Source organism: Ruegeria arenilitoris (assembly GCF_013030985.1).
In the GTDB taxonomy this organism is placed as follows: Bacteria; Pseudomonadota; Alphaproteobacteria; order Rhodobacterales; family Rhodobacteraceae; genus Ruegeria; species Ruegeria arenilitoris_B.
In genome coordinates, this window is sequence record NZ_WPYP01000015.1 from 25,361 (window position 1) to 43,110 (window position 17,750).

The window sequence follows — 17,750 nt, forward strand, 5'->3', positions numbered from 1 at the left end:
TCCTTTACAGAACCTTGCGGTCAAATCGGTCGATGCGGAAGGGCGATAGATTGAACCGGCATTGCCCACCCGTTACCAAATCCGCCAGAACCTGCCCAACGACAGGTCCCATCTGAAATCCATGCGCCGAGAACCCGAAGGCGTGGAACGCACGCGAAGCATTCACAGCCGGGCCGATGACAGGAAGGTTGTCAGGCATATAGGCTTCCAGCCCGGCCCACATCCGATTGATGCTGGCCTTGCGCATGATCGGGAAAAACTCGGCCGTGGTGCGGCAGGCTGCGGCCAGTTTGGCATAATCCAGCCGCGTGCGATTATTGGCGCGATCCGCAAATCCCTTGGCACCACCACCGATCAACACCGTGCCATTCTCGAACTGCTTGAAACTCAGTTGCCGGCTGATCGCTCCGACCACCGGCTTGGCAAAATGTGGCATCCGGGCAGTAATCATCAACATCGGTGCGGCATGGCTGAGGGGAACATTGTCACCGATCATCAGCGCGACTTTATCCGCCCAAGCCCCGGCGCAATTGACGACGGTTTCCGCCTCATACCTGTGCCGGGCACCCTGCGCCAGCCATGCGTCGCCCACGCGGCGAAGCCCCAGAATATCTTCGCCTTCAATCACCTGAGCGCCATAATTTTCGGCCGCCAGACGAAACGCAGATGTTGCCTTGAAGGGGATCGCATACCCGTCCAGATCCGAGATAACTCCACCAACGCAGCCGGGACTTACATGAGGCAATCGTTCTCTGAGTTCGACCTGATCGATGATCCGCTCATGCGTAAATCCGGCGTCATGCATCTTGGCCTCGCGGGCCTGCGCGGTCGCCAGGTCCATCTCATCCACTGCGATATTGACCAGTGTCTGGCGGCGAAACCCGGTGTCATGACCCAGGTCTTCATCCAGTGTCTGCCACATCTCCATCGACGCTTTCGACAAAGGAACCTCGGCCATGTCACGCCCCAAAAGCCGCACACCGCCTGCATTGACGCCCGAGGCATGTCGTCCGGAGTAGTCCTTTTCAACCACGATCACGGACGCGCCTTTGCGTGCCAGATGGTAAGCAGTTGCGCAGCCTTGAATGCCACCACCAATGATCAGAACATCAGCTTTCATTTCGCTGCCTCCGCCTGAACCGTGCCGTACCGGCCCAGTTCATCCAAGGTCAGCAGGCGCTGCGGGCTGCGCAGCCGATAATACCCGACCTCTTCGGGGCTTTCCGCACGCCACTGCGCCAGCAGCCCGGTCACGACATGGCCACACTGCCGACCCTGACATGGGCCCATTCCACACCGTGTCAGGGATTTCAGGGCATTCGGGTCCCGCGCGCCTTGTTCGAATCCCTTTCGCAAGTCACCCAAAGTCTGCTCTTCGCAGCGGCAAACCAGGGTTTCCGCGTCACGCGGCAATCTCAACGCTTCGGTCGGGCGATAAAGGCAGTCGATGAACCGGCGAAACGGTTTCAAGGCCGACAAGTCGTTCAGATCAGCGCGTACCCTTTGATTCCTGTCGGCCTTGGAAATCCGACCAAGGCGAAACAGGATATTCTGCGCAGCCACGCGCCCTGCCGCACGCGCGCCATCTGCACCGATAATTCCAGCGCCATCGCCGCCAACAGAAACATGCGGAACCGAGCTTTGGCCAAACGCATCAACCGTAACCTGCCAGCACATCTGTCCGCTGTTCCAATGATGCGCCAACCCCATCGCCCGGGACATGTTCAGGTTGGGCTGGACGCCATGATGCAGAAACACTGTATCGGCCGAAACCTCGTGCTGCCGGCCCGATGCCGCAAACCGCAGCCCTGTGGCCCTGTCATTGCCGATCACTTCAAGTTTCTCGGCGTATCGGTAAGTGGCAACACCAGAAGCGCGGATTTCCCGCAACAATGACAAGCCCTTGCGCAGGTTCCCAACCTGCTGCAGAGCGCGCGGCATAAGGGGTACCGCGTCGAAAAAATGCTGACGCGGGGTCGTATCGACAAGCGCGGCCACCTGTACGCCCAATCGCAAATACTGCGCCACTATCAGATACAGCAATGGGCCGGACCCGGCAAAAACAGCCCCATCCGCAACAACCGCATCCGACTTGAGCATCACCTGCGCCGCACCAGCTGTCATGACGCCGGGCAAGGTCCAGCCGGGTATCGGCATCGGTCGCTCCATTGCGCCGGGGCACAACAGCATCTCACGGCAATGCAGCTCGCGGGTTTCACCCTGATAAGAAAACAGAATGCGACCATCATCCCCCAGATGCCAAGCATCTGCTCCGGCAAGATGTGTCGCGCCGGATTGCTCGAACCGCGTGATCAGATCAGCGCCTGCCGCATAATCCGGTCCCAGCCGTGCTGCATCCGGCAAAGGGCTGTCTGCCGCAGACCGATAGATTTGCCCCCCTGCCCGATCGGCCCGGTCCAGCACAACCACGTCCGCCCCGGCCTGCGCCAGTTCAATAGCGGCCGACATACCAGCAGGACCAGCCCCGACAATCGCGCAATCAAAGGCCTTCATCGGTTGCCTCGGTGTCTTCGGTAATTTCTTGTGTCGCAACACTCATGCCATCCGCCACACGCCGCAAACAGGCTTGTTGATTGGGAAGTCCATCGATTTCGACCATACATTCGAAACAGACGCCCATGGCGCAGTAAGCGCTGCGCTCTTCACCAGACAAGGCCGCCTTTCGGGTCACGACCTGACCCGCCACAGCCATCGCTGACCATACCGACTGGCCTTTGCGCGCAATGACCGGCTGACCATTGACGATCAATGTCACCAGATCGTGGTCGTCGTTTTGCAAGGATCTGAACATGGGGTGATCTCCGTGGACTGGCAGGGCAAGGCGCGGGGAGGAGCGCGCCTTGCCCGATCGCGGGGCCTGATCGATTAATTGCCGATCTTGTCGAGGATGGACTGACCCCAATCCTGACCCACGTCCTCGAGGACCTGCGGCCAGACCTGAGCACGCACATGGGCTGCGGTGGCGGCAAGCTCTTCGTCCGTCAGTGACACGATGGTTGCGCCATTGTCGGCCAGCTTCTGCTCGAACGCGCCCTGATCGGCCTCGGCGGTGTCCCAACGCTTGGATTCGAACGCCAGCGCCGCGCTTTCCAACGCTGCGCGGTCTTCATCGCTCAGTTCGGCCAGAGTGCCCGAGTTGATGATCATGTACCAAACTTCGAAATGCGTGTTCACGGGCACATAAGACGTGGTCACATCACGGAACGAGGCGTAATAGCCCTCGGCACCCGAGCCGACGACACCGTCAACAACACCGGTTTGTACGGCCGTGAACGCTTCCGAGAAAGGAATGGGCGACGAGATGTATCCCAAAGCATCCGCGGTCAGCTGGAAGCTCTTGATGCCCGGCACACGGACCTTGATACCTTTTGCGGCGGTCGGATCGCCCGGGTTCACGGCGTCGGTATTCAGGGCAACGCCGCCGAAATACACCGGATATGCTGCCAGCATGGTGATATCCTGCTTGGCGTAAAGATCCTTCATGGCTGTGTGGATCGCGCCACCGGGACCGTAGATACTTTTCGCTTCGCCCCAGTTTGCTGCAACATAGGGGAAAGCCGAGATCTGCATACGGCGATCAACTGCTGTGGCGGCAGGCTGCACTGCCATGTCGATGGCACCAACCGATATTCGTTCTTGAACCGAAGTGTAGTCCCCCAGGGCGGATGCGGGGAACAGGTTCAGCTCCAGCGAACCGTTGGTGGCGGCCTTCAACTCATCAGCAAAAGCGCTCAGCTCATTGTCGATGGTCGCACCCTGAGGGCGAATATGACTGATCTTCAGCGTTTCGGCAGTTGCGATCCCCGCAGTTGCCACAACAGCTGCGGCAAGGCAGGTGGATTTCAGAAAGTTCATCATGGATAAGTCTCCTCCGTGAATGATGAAAGGGTGGCTTAGTAGCCAAAGAAACGGGGCAGCCACATCGACAGATCCGGCCAGAAGCTGGTCAGGAAGACGACGGGCAGATATCCAAGCAGGATCAGGGTCATGGCCGGACGGATCACCTTGGTGACCGGCACCCGACCGATGCGCGCGCCCAAGTACAGGATCGAGGCATATGGCGGTGTCACACCACCCATGGCGGTATTCACCCCCATGATCGCGGCGAACTGGATCGGGCTGACACCGATGGCCTGCATCAGCGGCAACAACAAAGGAGCGATTAGGATGATGGCGGTGACATCATTCACAACCATGCCGACGAGAAACAGCAGGATGTTGATCAGCACCAGCAGCAGGGCTTTGTTTTCGGTTACAGAAAAGATCGCTTCGACGATCGCTTGCGGGACGCTTTCCAGGACGAACATCTGGCTGAGGATCATCGAGAACAGGATCATCAGCATAATTGCACCGACCGAGGTCGCGGCCTCTCTGCCCGCACCGAAGAAGGTTCTGATGTCCAATCCCTTGTAAATCAAAAAACCTACCGGGATCGCATAAATCACAGCCACGGCGGCGGCTTCGGTCGGGGTCATGATGCCGCCATAGATACCGCCCAGAATGATCACCGGCATCAACAGCGCGGGCGTCGCTTTGAAACCGCGCGAAGTTGCCTCGGATAGAAAGGCCTGCCCTTTCAGCGGTTCATTCAGCTGCAGGGGGAATTTGCGCGCCATGCGGATGTTGACGACCGAGAAACTTGCCATGATCAGCAGGCCGGGGCCCAACGTGGCAAGGAAGCAGGCCAGAATGGATGTGTCAGTCACCCAGCCATAGACGATCATTGTTACCGAAGGCGGGATCAGCAGACCCAGCAGCGAAGCGTTGGCAATCAGCGCCGTCGCGTATTCGCGGGGATAGCCTTGTTTCTCCATCTCGGGGATCAGCAGGGGACCAATCGCGGCAACGCCGGTTAGCCCCGAACCCGAGATGGCGCCAATCAGCGCGCAAGAGACGGTGGCGACCACACCCAGACCGCCCCGCAGGTGGCCGATGAAAATATTGACGAAGTTCAGAAGGCTGGCGGCGATGCCCGAGACGGACATGATCGTCCCGGCCAGAACAAACAGCGGAATGGCCAGCAGCACCGGATTGCCAAGCTGCTGAAAGCCCCACAGCATATTGCCCTTCATGACCACGTCACCGGCGAAATACATTACCATCAGCCCAGCCCCGAAACAGTAGGGCAGCGGAACACCCAACGTCAGCAGGATGACCAGAACCAGGACGGCGAACAGCGCGATCTCGATCATTGCGCTTCTCCTTGAGGGGTGGGAGCGACCGGAGCGAACAGCGCTCGTAGATGCATCAGTAGGTGCCAGGCGGTGAAGATCATCATCAGCACCATGCCGACGAACAACGCGACATCGACATAGAAGGTCGGAAGGTACAGGGTTGGACTCTCGCGCCAAACACGCATCGAGTATTTGGTGAAGTCCCAGGCCCAGGAGGTCAGCCAGAGGCCGACGATCAGGCTGATAACCTCTCCGATAACCGCAAGCACCTGATGCTGCCGTTCGGTGGACAGAAAGATTTCAAGCACGTTTGCGCGAATGTGAGTATTCTCGCGCGAGGCATTCACGGCACCCATCATGTACAGCCACAGCGTGGGGTAAAGCAGGCTTTCTTCCAGCCCCATAACGGGGATTTCCAGCACGTATCGCGTGATAACCTGCACGAATTGCCCTATGGCAACCAGGCAGATCAGGACTGTCAGCAGGACACTTGCAAAGCGTGTCATTTCCCCCTCCGTCAGACCGAATGCAGATGGTGCATTCGTGGCGGGAAAAATTGCGAGCGCGGCACATTAAGTCAAAACGATTAAATTGATTATAGGATAAAGTTACTTTATATTATCTAGAAAAACTTAAGGTTATCAGAGGCAAATGAATCTCAGCTTTCGCCAATTGCAGGCCTTTCGTGAGGTCATGCGGACAGGTTCGGTATCCGATGCCGCCCGAATCCTCGGCCGTACCCAACCAGCCGTCAGCGCGCTGATCGCGAACCTCGAAGCGGAATTGGGGATCGCCCTGTTCCGTCGGCAGCGCGGCAAAATGGCCCCTACACCCGAGGCTCAGTATTTCATCACCGAGGCCGAGGCGATCCTGGATCGTCTGTCGCTGTCGACCCGGACGATGCGCGAGATCGGCGCTCTGACAAAGGGCCGCCTGAACATCGCCTGTATGCCAGCCGCCGCCAGTCTGCTTATGCCGCAAATTCTGGGCGAATTTCTGTTGGACAAGCCGGATGTGAAGGCATCGCTGATGATGCGCGCATCACCGGTCATCGAAGAATGGGTGGCCTCTCAGCAATATGACATCGGGTTGGGTGAAACACCGAAACCCACCGCAGCGATTGAAACCATCGATTTTGACATGAGATGCGTATGCGCAATTCCGGCGGATGATCCGCTGACCGAGTTGGACACGATCGACGCCCGCCACTTGTCGGGCCGCCCGATGGCCGGGCTGCAAGACGGGCATCCGAACCTGATCGCAACCCAAAGAGCTTTCGCCAGCCAGAAAGCAAAATTCGAACAACGGTTCGAACTCCGAACCTTTCACCCGGCTTTGACCCTGGTGGAAAAGGGGCTTTGTTATTGTATCTGCGATCCGATTACCGCAGCAGGATACAACAACATGCGACCCGAGCCGAAACCTGTTGTATTCCGGCCTTTCCGCCCCAATGTCGTTCTACACGTCTCTATAATGCGACCGGCGCACCGTCCTCCATCTGCATTGGCAAGCGACTTTATCCTGCAGCTGAAGGCGGCATTGGAGCGTGTTAACAACCAATTTTGAAGCAGTGTGAATACTCGGCGGGCGCATATCAGCCGGGTAACAGCCCCGGTGATACCGGGGCCATGTTTGTCAGGTGGATTTGGTTCGAAAACACTTCGCGATCTGACGAGTTGATGACCTTTCCAAAGGCGTAGATTTCTTTGGCTTAGGCCCTCATATTTGAACCGTTGGCATCATACAGAGGACCGCCCAGTACTTCGGCGTCGTAGAATTCGCCCAGGATTTCAACCTGTAGCCTGGTTCCCGGTGTCGCGCTTTCGGTCGCCACATAGCCCATCGCCATCGATTTGCCGACGCGGTGACCGTAGCCGCCCGAGGAGACGTAGCCAACCGCTTCACCGTCTTTCAGGATCGCCTCGTCATTTGAGACGTCGATGCCGTCCACGTCGATTGTCATGGTGACCAGCTTGCGGGCGACGCCGTCCTCCTTGAACTTCAGCGTGGCCTCCTTGCCGACGAAGTCCTTCTTCCAATTGATGAAGACATCCATGCCGGATTCGACCGCGTTGAAGTCAGGGCGGAAATCGGTGGTCCACACACCCCAGCCTTTTTCTAGGCGCAGCGACATCAAAGCACGCGCACCGTACCAGCGATACCCAAGATCGGCTCCGGCCTCTTCGATCGCCTCGGCCAGACGCAACAGGTATTGCGGGCGGCAGTAGATCTCAAAGCCCAACTCGCCCGAAAAAGAGATACGGTTCAGGATCACCGGCACGCCGCCCACAAAGGTCTGGCGCAGATCGCGGAACTTCAGCGCGTCGGCACTGACATCGTCGCGGGTGATGCGGGCCAGCAGCTCGCGCGATTTGGGACCCGACAGTGCAATCCCGTGCCAATCGTCCGAGACGTTGGCATAGGTCACATCTGCGGGCAGATCCTTTTCGAACCAGCGGCGATGCGCATCCTGCATCGCGCCCGAGCCGAACAGCATGAAGTGATCTTCACCCAGGCACGCAACGGTCAGGTCACCATAGAGGCGGCCCTTTTCGGTCAGCATCGGCGTCAGCGCCAAGCGGCCGGGTTTCGGGACGTAACCGGCCAACGTCTTGTTCAGGTAATCGCGGGCACCCGCGCCTTTGAACTCGTGCTTGGCGAAATTTGCGATCTCGATGCCGCCAACTGCCTCCTGCACCGACCTGACTTCTCGTGCCACATATTCGTGCGAGCGGTTGCGCTCGAAGGTGGGCGTTTCATGCGCGTCTTCCGGATTATCCGCGAACCACAGGGCGTTTTCCAGGCCAAAACCCTGCCCCATCAACGCGCCCTTTGCGACCAGACGGTCATAAAGCGCAGTGGTTTTCTGCATCCGGCCTTTGGGCAGCGTTTCGTTCGGGAAAGTCATCACGAAGCGACGCTCGTAGTTTTCCGAGGATTTGATGGTGCCCCAGTCCGGTGTTGCGAACTCGCCAAAGCGGGCCACGTCCATCGCCCAGACGTCGATCGAGGGCTCTCCGTCGATCATCCACTCGGCCATCGTCAGGCCTACGCCGCCGCCCTGGCAGAAGCCCGCCATGACACCAACCGCGACCCAATAGTTTTTCATGCCCGGAACCGGACCAATCATCGGGTTGCCATCGGGGCCGAACGTGAACGGCCCATTGATCATATCCTTGATCCCTGCCTCACCAATGGTCGGGATACGCTCGAACGACATTTCCAGACGGTCGGCTATGCGGTCGAGATCGGGTTGCAGCAACTCATGGCCAAAATCCCAAGGCGTGCCGTCCACTTTCCACGGGGTCGACTTGGGCTCATAGGTGCCCAGCAACATGCCCTGACGCTCCTGACGGAAATAAATGTTGGCCTCATAGTCGATACCGGCAGGCAGACGGCCCGCTTCGCCCATGCTCTCCATACGTTCAGCGATCAGCGGGATTTTTTCGGTGATCAGATAGTGGTGCTCCATCGGCTGTACGGGCAGGTGGATGCCGGACATATGGCCAACCTCACGTGCCCACAGGCCGCCGCAGTTCACGACCTGCTCGGCGTTGATCACACCTTTGGGCGTGGTCAGATCCCAGCTGCCATCGGGGCGCTGTTTGATGTCGGTCACGCCGCAATGGGTGAAATATTGCGCGCCATGCACGCGGGCCGACTTGGCAAACGCATAGGTCGCGCCCGAGGGGTCAAGGTCGCCATCCTGCTCATCCCAGAGCGCTGCGTAATAGTGTTTTGGGTCGATCAGCGGGTGGCGCTCGGCCAGTTCCCTGGGGCTGATGAACTCCTGATGCAGGCCCATGTAACGCGCCTTCGAGCGTTCACGCTTGAGGTAATCGTACCATTCCTTGGTCGAGGCCGCGTAGAAACCTCCGGTGATATGCAGGCCGACCGAGTGGCCCGACGTCTCTTCGATCTCTTTATACAGATCAATGGTATAGCTCTGCAGGCGCGAGATGTTGGGGTCCGAGCTGATCGTGTGGATCTGGCCCGCGGCGTGCCAGCTGGACCCCGATGTCAGTTCATCACGCTCCAGCAGCACAACGTCTTTCCAGCCAAACTTGGCCAGATGAAACAGGATCGAACAGCCCACAACGCCGCCGCCGATCACGACAACCTTGGCGTGGGACGGGAGCTTTTTGCCGGACGTGCTTTCGTCTTTTTGAATCTCAGGCATGAGTGGTCCTTCTTAGTTCAGAGGTAACCGGCGGAAGCGGCCGGGCATAGCGGGGTCATGGAAATGGTCCAGTGGTCCATTCTGGATCAGATGGTTGTGCCAGTACGCAAGGGCATCGCGATCCAGCGTCACGCCGAGGCCGGGACCTTCGGGAACAGAGATCACGTTGTTTTTCTGACGGAAGGGCCCGCCTTCGATGACATCGCCGATCTGCCAGCGAAAGAGCGATTGCGACGGCTCGGAAATCCACGGCATGGCCGCAGACATGTGCAGGTATCCTGCAGTCGCAATCCCGGCGTCACCGGAATAGCACCAGAAGCCCACGCCCATCGCCTCGCACGCGCCAATAAAGCGCACGGCGCGGGAAATCCCGCCCAGCACGGCAAAGTTGGTCACGATGTAGTCAGGCGCACCCAAGGCGATAGCCTTACGAATGTCCGGCACATGGGTCGAGATCGGGATGGTGAAATGGCGGCGCAACTCAGCCATTTCCTCGAAAGTCGCGACCGGGTCTTCGTAGTTGCGGATATTGTAAGGCTCGATCTCGCGGAAGACGCGCATGGCAGTGGGCAGGCTCCACTGCATGTTGCTGTCCAGACGGATCATCGCCTCGCGCCCCAGACCTTCGCGCAAAGTTTTAACAGTATCGATCTCAAGCTCGGGGTTGCCGAGGATCAGCTTGCCCTCGAACATTGTGCTGCCATGTTCTTCGCGCATGCGGATACAGTAGTCGGCCACCGCCTCGGGACTCATTTCGCCGCCTTCGCGGAACCCGAAATACTCGGTGAAGGGGATCTCCTTGCGCACCGCACCACCCAGTAGTCGGTACAGAGGCTCATTCGCAACCTTGCCGCGCAGGTCCCACAGGGCAATCTCGATCGCACCAAAGGCTTTGACAACCGAACTGTCATCAGTGTTCTGAACAATCTGCCACGGCGGAACGCACAAGCTTTCGCAACCCGCAATATCCAGCGGATCAGCACCTATCAAACGTTCGCCCATCGCACGGACCGAGTCCACGACATCGACCGAGGGTGCCTCGCCCAGCCCGACAATACCCTGATCTGTTTCAACCTCGATAATGGTCTTCGAGGTGCCGGGATAATGCCCTCCGGTCCACCACATCGGCTTTTCCAGCGGGATATTGACCGGGGTTGCACGAAGGCCGGTGATCTTAATACCAGGCATCTGGGATCTCCTCTTTGCGGCGGGCGACATAGGCGGCCAGCTCTTCCTTCTTGGCCTCATCCATCGCGGGTGGCTGATATTCATTCAGCATCTGGTTCCAACGCTCATAGGCGCGGCGGCGCATTTCCTTTGATCCACCCTCTTCCCAGCTTTCGACATTCTCACTGTCGCTGAGTTTCGGCTCATAGAACGCAGTTTGGTAATTGCGCATGGTGTGGGCGCAGCCCAAGAAATGGCCACCTGCCTCAACCTCGCTGTAGGCGTCGCGGGCAAAGGCCTCTTCGCTGGTGTCCAAACCCTGGCTTAGGATCTTCTGGTAGGACCCCAGACGATCAGCATCCATGATCAGTTTTTCAAATCCGGTGCACAGGCCGCCTTCGAGCCAACCGGCCGAGTGCAGCACAAAATTCGCACCCGCAAGCATGGTTGAATGCATTGAATCCGCAGATTCATATGCCGCCTGAGCATCTTCGATCTTGGACGCGGTCAGCGAACCGCCACAGCGCAGGGGCAGACCAGCACGGCGGGCAAGCTGACCGATGGCATAGTTCGACATAACCGGTTCGGGCATACCAAAGGTCGGCGCACCGGATTTCAGCGACATGGACGACAGAAAATTGCCCAGAACAAACGGCGCACCGGGGCGCAGCAGTTGAACATAGGCACAGACCATCATCGCCTCGGCCATGGCTTGGGCGACACTGGCTGCGGTGCTGACCGGACCCATGGCGCCGGACAGGATGAATGGAACAACGATCAGGCCCTGACCACGCGCCGAATAGACGCGCGCCGACTCGGTGACCACCCGGTCCACCAGCAGTGGCGAGTTCGTGTTCACGTTGCCCATGATCACGCAATTGTCTTCCATGAAATCCGCACCAAAGACGATCTCGGCCATCTCGACGCTGTCCTGTGCGCGGCTCATCTCGGTGATCGCGCCCAGATGCGGCTTATCGCTCAGCGTCATATGCGCGAACATCATGTCCAAATGGCGTTTACTGACCGGGACGTCACAGGGTTCGCAGGTGACGAACCCACCATGATGCAGGTTTGGGTGCATATAGGTCAGTTTGACCAGCTTCTCGAAAGACTCGATGTCGCCATAGCGCCGCCCGCCTTCCAGATCGCGCACAAACGGCGCGCCGTAGACCGGGGCAAAGACCTGATTGCCTTCCCCGATCACCACCGAACGCTCAGGATTGCGCGCGACCTGTTTGAAGCTTTTGGGCGCCTTTGAACACAAATCACGTATCCAACTGGCGTCGGCGCGAACAATGTCACCATCGATTTGAGCGCCCTCACGACGCCACAATTCCAAAGCTTCGGGATCATCGCGGAACGCGATCCCCACATTCTCGAAAATCCAGTCGACCTGTGCCTCGAGGCGGTTCAAATCCGCTTCATTCAGAGGGTCAAAATGGGCCAAACTGCGCTGGATATAAGGAGATGCCGGAACCGAACCTGCCTCTGTACCGCGGGAACGGGATTGACGTGTGCGCCGAGCCATTGTGAGTCACTCCAATGTTTCGCGTGATACTACCTCCAGGACATTAGTGTTGTGACGCTTGAAAAATTGTATGGTTAGCATAAACACAGATTATGCAAGCCCTCTGGAAACAACTGGGATCACCCCGCCATCTGGTCGTCTTCGAGACGGCCGCCCGCCTGCAATCGTTCACGCGAGCGGCGCAGGAGCTTAACGTGCAGCAACCGGCGGTCAGCGCTTCAATCAAGCAGCTGGAGACATCGCTTGGCGTTGTACTGTTCCGGCGCAGCCATCGCCGGATCACCTTGACAAATGCTGGAAATCGTCTGTTTGCCGACGTTACCCGCGCCTTCGAGATGCTGTCACATTCCGCCGCCTCGATCCGGCAGTTTGCCAGCAACGATCACGTCACGCTCAGCGCCTCTTCGGCGTTCAACAATTACTGGCTTGTGCCCCGCATCGCGTCTTTTCAGCAAAATCACCCTGATATTGACCTGCGCCTGCAGTCCAGTGACCGTGAACCGGATCTGACCGTTGAAACCATCAGCCTTGCGGTGCGGCTCGGCGATGGCAACTGGCCTGACTGCGAGGCCCGGCTGATATCGGACGAGGTGATCTACCCTGTCGCCTCGCCCCGTGTCATGGCTGCGGCAGTGAACCTGCGCAGTGTGCCGGGCCTGCTGAACCAACGTCTCATTCATCTGGAAGAACCCATCCGCGAACGCCCCTCGTGGGATCAATGGTTCCGCGAATTCGGCATCACCGAGGTCACGCCCCGCAGTGGTCTGCGCCTCAACGACTACGCCCTGGTCCTACAGGCGGCAATGGCGGGTGAGGGATTTGCCTTCGGCTGGCACCACATTGTCGGTCCGCTGGTTCAGCAAGGTATACTGGCGGCACGGCCGGAATGGACGTGGAGAACCGGAAAGGGGTTTTATCTGGTCTGGTCCAAATCCCGCCCCCTGACGCCAGAGGCCGAGATTGTCCGCGACTGGATTCTATCCGCCCGGACCGTCGATTGAATCCTCTACCCGGCATCTGCAAGGCATTCATCTGCAAACGGCTGCACAACTGCGGGCCAGAAGGGTAGTTTTCGTTTGGTAAGTGCGAGGTCGTGAAACGCCGGTTGGGTCCCGCCGGGGCTGGCAACCTGAAAAAATATGGTCCGAGACTTGGTTGAACGGGCCGTAGAAATGAAACAGGGATTTCAACGCCACTACCGGTTTTTCGGCCAGCCGGATGACGATCTGCTCGAAGGCTTCAGGGTGGTAAACCTGAACGCGCAGGTCGTTGACCAGCAGGTCGACCTCGCCCTCCAGACGCAACCAGACCACGGTGCCCATAGGTTCTAGACCGGTGCCAAGATGCTGACCCAAACCCGTTTCGATATTCATAACCCGTGCGGTCAGATCGATCGGGTCCCCCGAAACCACATCTGTTTTTCCACCAAGCCGAAGCGTCAGTCTGCTGCCGATGCCCGCGTCCTGACAAATGCGCACCACACCGGGATTCTAGAATAGACCGCTGGCAAAATTCGTCATTCCGCGCGCCAGCATGGCTTTCAACAAATGGGTGGCATCGCCCGGTGCACCGCCGCCTGAATTGTCGCCCATGTCCGCCACGATACATAGCCCGGAACGCGTACCAACGTGATCAAGTGCTTCGGAGTTCGTCAGATAACGGGTGGTCACTTCGTTGCGCAAATCAAAGAATCGCCGCCCCAACCCCTCGGCCAGCTGCGTGGCCAGTTGTGGTTGGTCATCTGCAATAACCAGCATCCACGCGTCGACATCTTCGACGTTTGCCCAAGGAAAACCATGACTCAGTGAGACCGACAGCACATCGGGTCTGGTCTGAGCCGCGGCCATCTCGGCCACAAAACCCTTCATCGCCCCGGCTTTGGTCAGATAGAGGTTTACCATACGGGTGTCATAATACGCCATCTTAGGCGTGATCTCACCCGCATGTGCCCGCCGGGCCAGAATGTCGCCCTCGCAATCCTCGATGTGGGCGGCCACCATCGCGCCGTGAAGTTGCAGCAGCAATGATATCTGCCCCGCCACATTTTGCCAGATCGGAAAGAATCTCGCCGCTCAGCGCGTCATAACAGCAGCGCGTGGTAGGCCCGGCTGGCTCAGGGTCAGACTTTCGACGACTTGCCGGCCCAGGGATTCAGCCTTTACCCGCCACACATGCAGTGCCTCGGTCATAAGATTGGGCGGCTCTTGGGTCGTCGTACCGTGGCGCAGGAAATAATCCTCAAATCCCGACATCGCGGTCGGCATGGTGCAAAACGTGTTCGTCTCGGTCGACAAAGTGGCAATGAAAAGTTTCATGAATTTCCTGCCCCCAACACGTCAGAGGACGACTTCAAGAGCCATCCTCTGATCTTTGGCGATGCTATCATGTTCCAGCGGCGTTATTCGGCTTTCCACCAACGTTCCATAAAGCTGCTTCCATCCAGATCCAGGTTCGAGGCGAATTTCTCGGGCGTGCCGACGCTTGGGCGCGTGGCAAAGACGTATGAGGCAAACATCGGGATCGCGACGCCGCCCTGATTGGCCACGACATCCTGCATCTCGCCGTACATTTGGCGACGCTTGTCCGGGTCCAGCTCAGCCCGGGCTTCGACCAGAATCTTGTCGAACGTCTCGTGCGACCAGAGAGATTCGTTCCAGGCCACACCGGATAGGAACGCCAGCGAGAGCATCAAATCCTCAACCGGTCATCCGGCCCAATAGCTGGCGCACCATGGTTTTTTCGTCCAGACCTCGGACCAATAGCCATCATTGGGCTCACGTTTGACGGAAACATTGATCCCACATTTCGCCGCCGAGTTCGAAATCAGCGTCGCCGCGCCCACCGCGCCGGGGAAGGCAGCATCCGACGACGAGAGTTCGACATCCAGCGAATCCATTCCAGCTTGTTTCAGGAAGTACCTGGCCTAGTCCGGGCCGAAAGTCTTTTGTTCCAACCTGGCATTGGAATACTTCTGACCGGACCCGATGGGATGGTCATTCCCGACCTCGCCATAGCCCAGCAGAATCTTGTCGACCAGCTCCTGCCGGTCGATACCCCATTTGATCGCCTGACGAATGTTGTTGTCGTCAAACGGCGCAGCATTGGTCAGCATCGGGAAGGAATAATGCTGCGTACCGGCAACCGAATGCAGCGTTACGTTTGGATCACGCGAGTCAAATTTGGCCGTCTTGGGATCAACCTTGCCGGCAATGTCGACCGCCCCCGTCGGTGGCTGCCGTTTGCAGGGAGATCGGCATCAACAATTCGCCAAATACCTCAACGGCCGTAGCATGCCCTCACCCAACAACTTGCGCCGCCACACCACCCAGCTGGCCAAAACCGAAGCGGACCGACGGCGAGACCCTCTGATCGATGTTTTCCCGGGGGATCTGCAAAGGCTGCGGCCTTTTCTGGGGTCCTATCAGGTGTTCTTTCGCGCCCCGGTCGATCCGACCAAAGCCATCATCAACGTTGCCTTTTTGGATGAGCGGAACGGGACTGTCTACAGCCGGGTCGTCGAAGCGCTGAGCGAAGGGAAGTCATCGACGCGCCGCTGGACAAGATGTGACGGCAAAGCCGCATTTCGCGCAGGGCAGATCTTTGTCGTCGATTCCAAGCGCGGTCCGGACGCACCCCTCAGCCTGTATATTCTGAACAAACCTCATCGCGACAAGTCTAAGCTGTTGTTCGGAACTATGCCTTATTTGACTCCTTTGTCTGGGCGGGAACCGACCTCCTCTCCTTTTTTATGGAAAAGAGCTAAAACTACCACTCTGTCCGAGAGCTGTTCTCGAAAAGCGGTGTCGTCGACCTGCAAGGCACCAGAGTAGATATGAAGATACGGCAACACCTTTTGCGCACGTCCGAATGAGGGATATGTCGCCGTTTTCCTCTTCGGGCACAAAGTCCAGCATTAGGACGCTTGCGCCTTAATCACGCGCAGCATGTGCCGCGCAAAAGGCCACATTTCCGGCGCCGATCACGATAGTGCCCCAGGCGGTCGTGCTTTTGACCCGTCCTGCGGTGCCTTGAACAGATCTTTGCGCAATGGCATCAGCGCGCCGGGGTCGATCCTGGCTTGTATGACTATCGTTTTCCCCGAGGATGTTGCCTCGTGCAAAACCGGCCCCAATTCGCCCGGGCCGTCGACCCAAATGCCCTTGCCGCCACAGAGTTCGGCGAATTTGTCAAACCGGGGCGACTTGATTTCGGCCCCCAGCAGGCGTCCACCATAAAACTCCTGCTGATAGGCTTTCTCGGCCCCCCAGGCCTCGTTATCCAGAACTACGATCACGATGGGCAGATCATGCGAAATGGCGGTTTGGATTTCAATCATCGTATACCCCACCGCGCCATCGCCCATCACTGCGACAACCGGACGGTGGGGGGCTGCGGCCTTGGCACCGATGGCCGCTGACAGGCCAAAGCCGACCAACCCGAAATCCAGCGGCGTGATCAGCGACAGAGGTTCGTAGTGAGCCAGCCGGTCGGCGGCTTGCAAGCAGGTGTTGCCGGTGTCCAGCGTGACGATTGCGTTTTCGGGCAGCGCGTCGCGCAGCTCGCCCAAGGCGCGGCGAGGATGCATGGGCAGAGTCTCGATTGCGGCTTCTTTGGCGCGCTCGGTCCGGAGGCTATCCATATCGGCACGAAATGCGTCGCGCCATGGCCCGCAATCTGGTTTGGAAGCCGCGTCCATCAGCGCTTCGGCGGTCAGGCGCGCATCCCCTTGCGCCGCAATTTCTGCAGGGAAATAGCGCCCTACTGCGGACCCTTCGACATCTACCTGTGCAATCCGCGTCTCGGAGCCAACATATTCATTGCTGTGAAAGGTCGAGTTGAACCCGAGCCGCGCTCCCAACACGACGATTACATCGGCCTCTTTCGTTAGACGACTGGCCACGTGATTGCCACGCGGCCCGGCTTGTCCGGCAAACCACGGGTGACCGTGACGCATCACATCGGCATGACCGGTCGAGGCCACAACGGGCACCTCCAATGCCTCTGCCAAAGCGGTCAAAGCCTTGCGCCCCCGGCCCCATTTGAAACCCCCACCCGCGAAGATCACCGGGCGCTTCGCTGAGGAAAGCAGTTCAGCCATCGCCGCGACATCATCGGGGGCGGCAGGTCCCGGGCGGGCGATGTTCACAGGGGTCGGATCGATCGCAGGTACCTCGGCCGCAAACAGATCGCGCGGAACATGCAACACGACCGGCCCGCGACGGCCCGAATTCGCCAGCCGGATCGCATCCTCCAGCATCGGTGCCAGCCGTGACGGGTCGCTGACCATGACAGAGCGTTTGGAGATCGGGGCAAACAGCGCCACCTGATCGACCTCTTGGAACGTATCCTTGTGCTGATCGGCCCGCGTAATTGCCCCGGCAATGACCACCATCGGGGAATACGCCAGCTGCGCCTCGGCCACTGCGGTGACGATATTGACCACACCGGGCCCGGCCTGCGCGCCCAGCACAACGCCGGGCTTGCCGGTCATCCGCGCCCAGGCATCCGCCATATGACCTGCCGCTCGCTCATCCCGCGCTCCGACATACGCCACCTGGCCGCCTTTATACATGGCATCGTACAGTTCCAGCATTGAGCCGCCCAACAGGCCGAACACGGTGTCGATCCCGTTGGCCTTGAGCACGCGATAGACGGCCTCGCCGCCGGTAATGTTGGTCAT

At 58.7% G+C, this 17,750-nt stretch carries 17 protein-coding genes and 1 pseudogene; 3 read left to right on the top strand and 15 right to left on the bottom strand.

Annotated elements, in window-relative coordinates:
- Positions 1 to 4 precede the first annotated feature (4 nt).
- From GOX88_RS21845 to GOX88_RS21870, 6 genes are all read right to left on the bottom strand, one after another.
- On the bottom strand, positions 5 to 1,120 hold the full coding sequence (locus GOX88_RS21845; protein WP_170407100.1) for an NAD(P)/FAD-dependent oxidoreductase: 1,116 nt from the start codon (positions 1,118 to 1,120) through the stop codon (positions 5 to 7).
- Positions 1,117 to 2,514, bottom strand: coding sequence for an NAD(P)/FAD-dependent oxidoreductase (locus GOX88_RS21850; protein WP_170407103.1), 1,398 nt, complete (start codon positions 2,512 to 2,514; stop codon positions 1,117 to 1,119). The genes GOX88_RS21845 and GOX88_RS21850 overlap by 4 nt, the downstream gene beginning before the upstream one ends.
- A complete protein-coding gene (locus GOX88_RS21855; protein ID WP_170407106.1) occupies positions 2,501 to 2,812 on the bottom strand; it encodes a (2Fe-2S)-binding protein in 312 nt (103 codons plus the stop codon). Before GOX88_RS21855 ends, GOX88_RS21850 begins: the two co-directional genes overlap by 14 nt.
- A gap of 74 nt (positions 2,813 to 2,886) precedes the next feature.
- Positions 2,887 to 3,879 (bottom strand): TRAP transporter substrate-binding protein DctP, encoded by a 993-nt coding sequence (gene dctP / locus GOX88_RS21860; RefSeq protein WP_170407109.1) that lies wholly within the window; start codon positions 3,877 to 3,879, stop codon positions 2,887 to 2,889.
- A gap of 35 nt (positions 3,880 to 3,914) precedes the next feature.
- Entirely contained in the window at positions 3,915 to 5,213 is a 1,299-nt protein-coding gene (locus tag GOX88_RS21865) for a TRAP transporter large permease (protein ID WP_170407112.1), read from the bottom strand.
- Entirely contained in the window at positions 5,210 to 5,701 is a 492-nt protein-coding gene (locus GOX88_RS21870; RefSeq protein ID WP_170407115.1) for a TRAP transporter small permease, read from the bottom strand. Before GOX88_RS21870 ends, GOX88_RS21865 begins: the two co-directional genes overlap by 4 nt.
- Before the next feature lie 145 nt (positions 5,702 to 5,846).
- Between GOX88_RS21870 and GOX88_RS21875 the strand changes: the two genes are divergently transcribed.
- Positions 5,847 to 6,761, top strand: coding sequence for a LysR family transcriptional regulator (locus GOX88_RS21875; RefSeq protein WP_170407118.1), 915 nt, complete (start codon positions 5,847 to 5,849; stop codon positions 6,759 to 6,761).
- Positions 6,762 to 6,906: 145 nt separating this feature from the next.
- Here GOX88_RS21875 and GOX88_RS21880 read toward each other — a convergent pair whose 3' ends face one another.
- From GOX88_RS21880 to GOX88_RS21890, 3 genes are read right to left on the bottom strand one after another with little or no spacing between them, the layout of a single operon-like run.
- Positions 6,907 to 9,375 (bottom strand): GcvT family protein, encoded by a 2,469-nt coding sequence (locus tag GOX88_RS21880; protein ID WP_170407120.1) that lies wholly within the window; start codon positions 9,373 to 9,375, stop codon positions 6,907 to 6,909.
- A gap of 12 nt (positions 9,376 to 9,387) precedes the next feature.
- On the bottom strand, positions 9,388 to 10,563 hold the full coding sequence (locus GOX88_RS21885) for a mandelate racemase/muconate lactonizing enzyme family protein (protein ID WP_174826214.1): 1,176 nt from the start codon (positions 10,561 to 10,563) through the stop codon (positions 9,388 to 9,390).
- Positions 10,550 to 12,070, bottom strand: a complete 1,521-nt coding sequence (locus GOX88_RS21890) for a trimethylamine methyltransferase family protein (protein ID WP_170407123.1) — start codon at positions 12,068 to 12,070, stop codon at positions 10,550 to 10,552. The genes GOX88_RS21885 and GOX88_RS21890 overlap by 14 nt, the downstream gene beginning before the upstream one ends.
- Positions 12,071 to 12,162: 92 nt before the next feature.
- Here GOX88_RS21890 and GOX88_RS21895 point away from each other — a divergent pair, with 92 nt between their 5' ends.
- A complete protein-coding gene (locus tag GOX88_RS21895; RefSeq protein ID WP_170407126.1) occupies positions 12,163 to 13,071 on the top strand; it encodes a LysR substrate-binding domain-containing protein in 909 nt (302 codons plus the stop codon).
- A 27-nt stretch (positions 13,072 to 13,098) separates the two neighbouring features.
- On the opposite strand, the pseudogene GOX88_RS23565 reads toward GOX88_RS21895, so the two are convergent.
- From GOX88_RS23565 to GOX88_RS21925, 5 genes and pseudogenes are all read right to left on the bottom strand, one after another.
- Positions 13,099 to 14,112: pseudogene (locus tag GOX88_RS23565) on the bottom strand (MlrC C-terminal domain-containing protein).
- Between the two features lie 30 nt (positions 14,113 to 14,142).
- A complete protein-coding gene (locus GOX88_RS21910) occupies positions 14,143 to 14,385 on the bottom strand; it encodes a M81 family metallopeptidase (RefSeq protein ID WP_170407133.1) in 243 nt (80 codons plus the stop codon).
- Between the two features lie 83 nt (positions 14,386 to 14,468).
- Positions 14,469 to 14,759 carry a hypothetical protein gene (locus GOX88_RS21915; RefSeq protein WP_170407135.1) on the bottom strand — a complete coding sequence of 97 codons (291 nt, stop codon included), beginning with the start codon at positions 14,757 to 14,759 and terminating at the stop codon, positions 14,469 to 14,471.
- Between the two features lie 15 nt (positions 14,760 to 14,774).
- A complete protein-coding gene (locus tag GOX88_RS21920; RefSeq protein ID WP_170407137.1) occupies positions 14,775 to 14,966 on the bottom strand; it encodes a hypothetical protein in 192 nt (63 codons plus the stop codon).
- Between the two features lie 27 nt (positions 14,967 to 14,993).
- Positions 14,994 to 15,281: an ABC transporter substrate-binding protein gene (locus GOX88_RS21925; protein WP_170407242.1), complete on the bottom strand. Its 288-nt coding sequence runs from the start codon at positions 15,279 to 15,281 to the stop codon at positions 14,994 to 14,996.
- On the opposite strand from GOX88_RS21925, the gene GOX88_RS21930 reads away from it, so the two are divergent.
- A complete protein-coding gene (locus tag GOX88_RS21930; RefSeq protein WP_170407139.1) occupies positions 15,280 to 15,900 on the top strand; it encodes a hypothetical protein in 621 nt (206 codons plus the stop codon). The two genes, GOX88_RS21925 and GOX88_RS21930, sit on opposite strands and share 2 nt — an antisense overlap.
- Positions 15,901 to 16,049: 149 nt before the next feature.
- On the opposite strand, the gene GOX88_RS21935 is transcribed toward GOX88_RS21930, so the two are convergent.
- Positions 16,050 to 17,750, bottom strand: coding sequence for a thiamine pyrophosphate-binding protein (locus GOX88_RS21935; protein WP_170407141.1), 1,701 nt, complete (start codon positions 17,748 to 17,750; stop codon positions 16,050 to 16,052).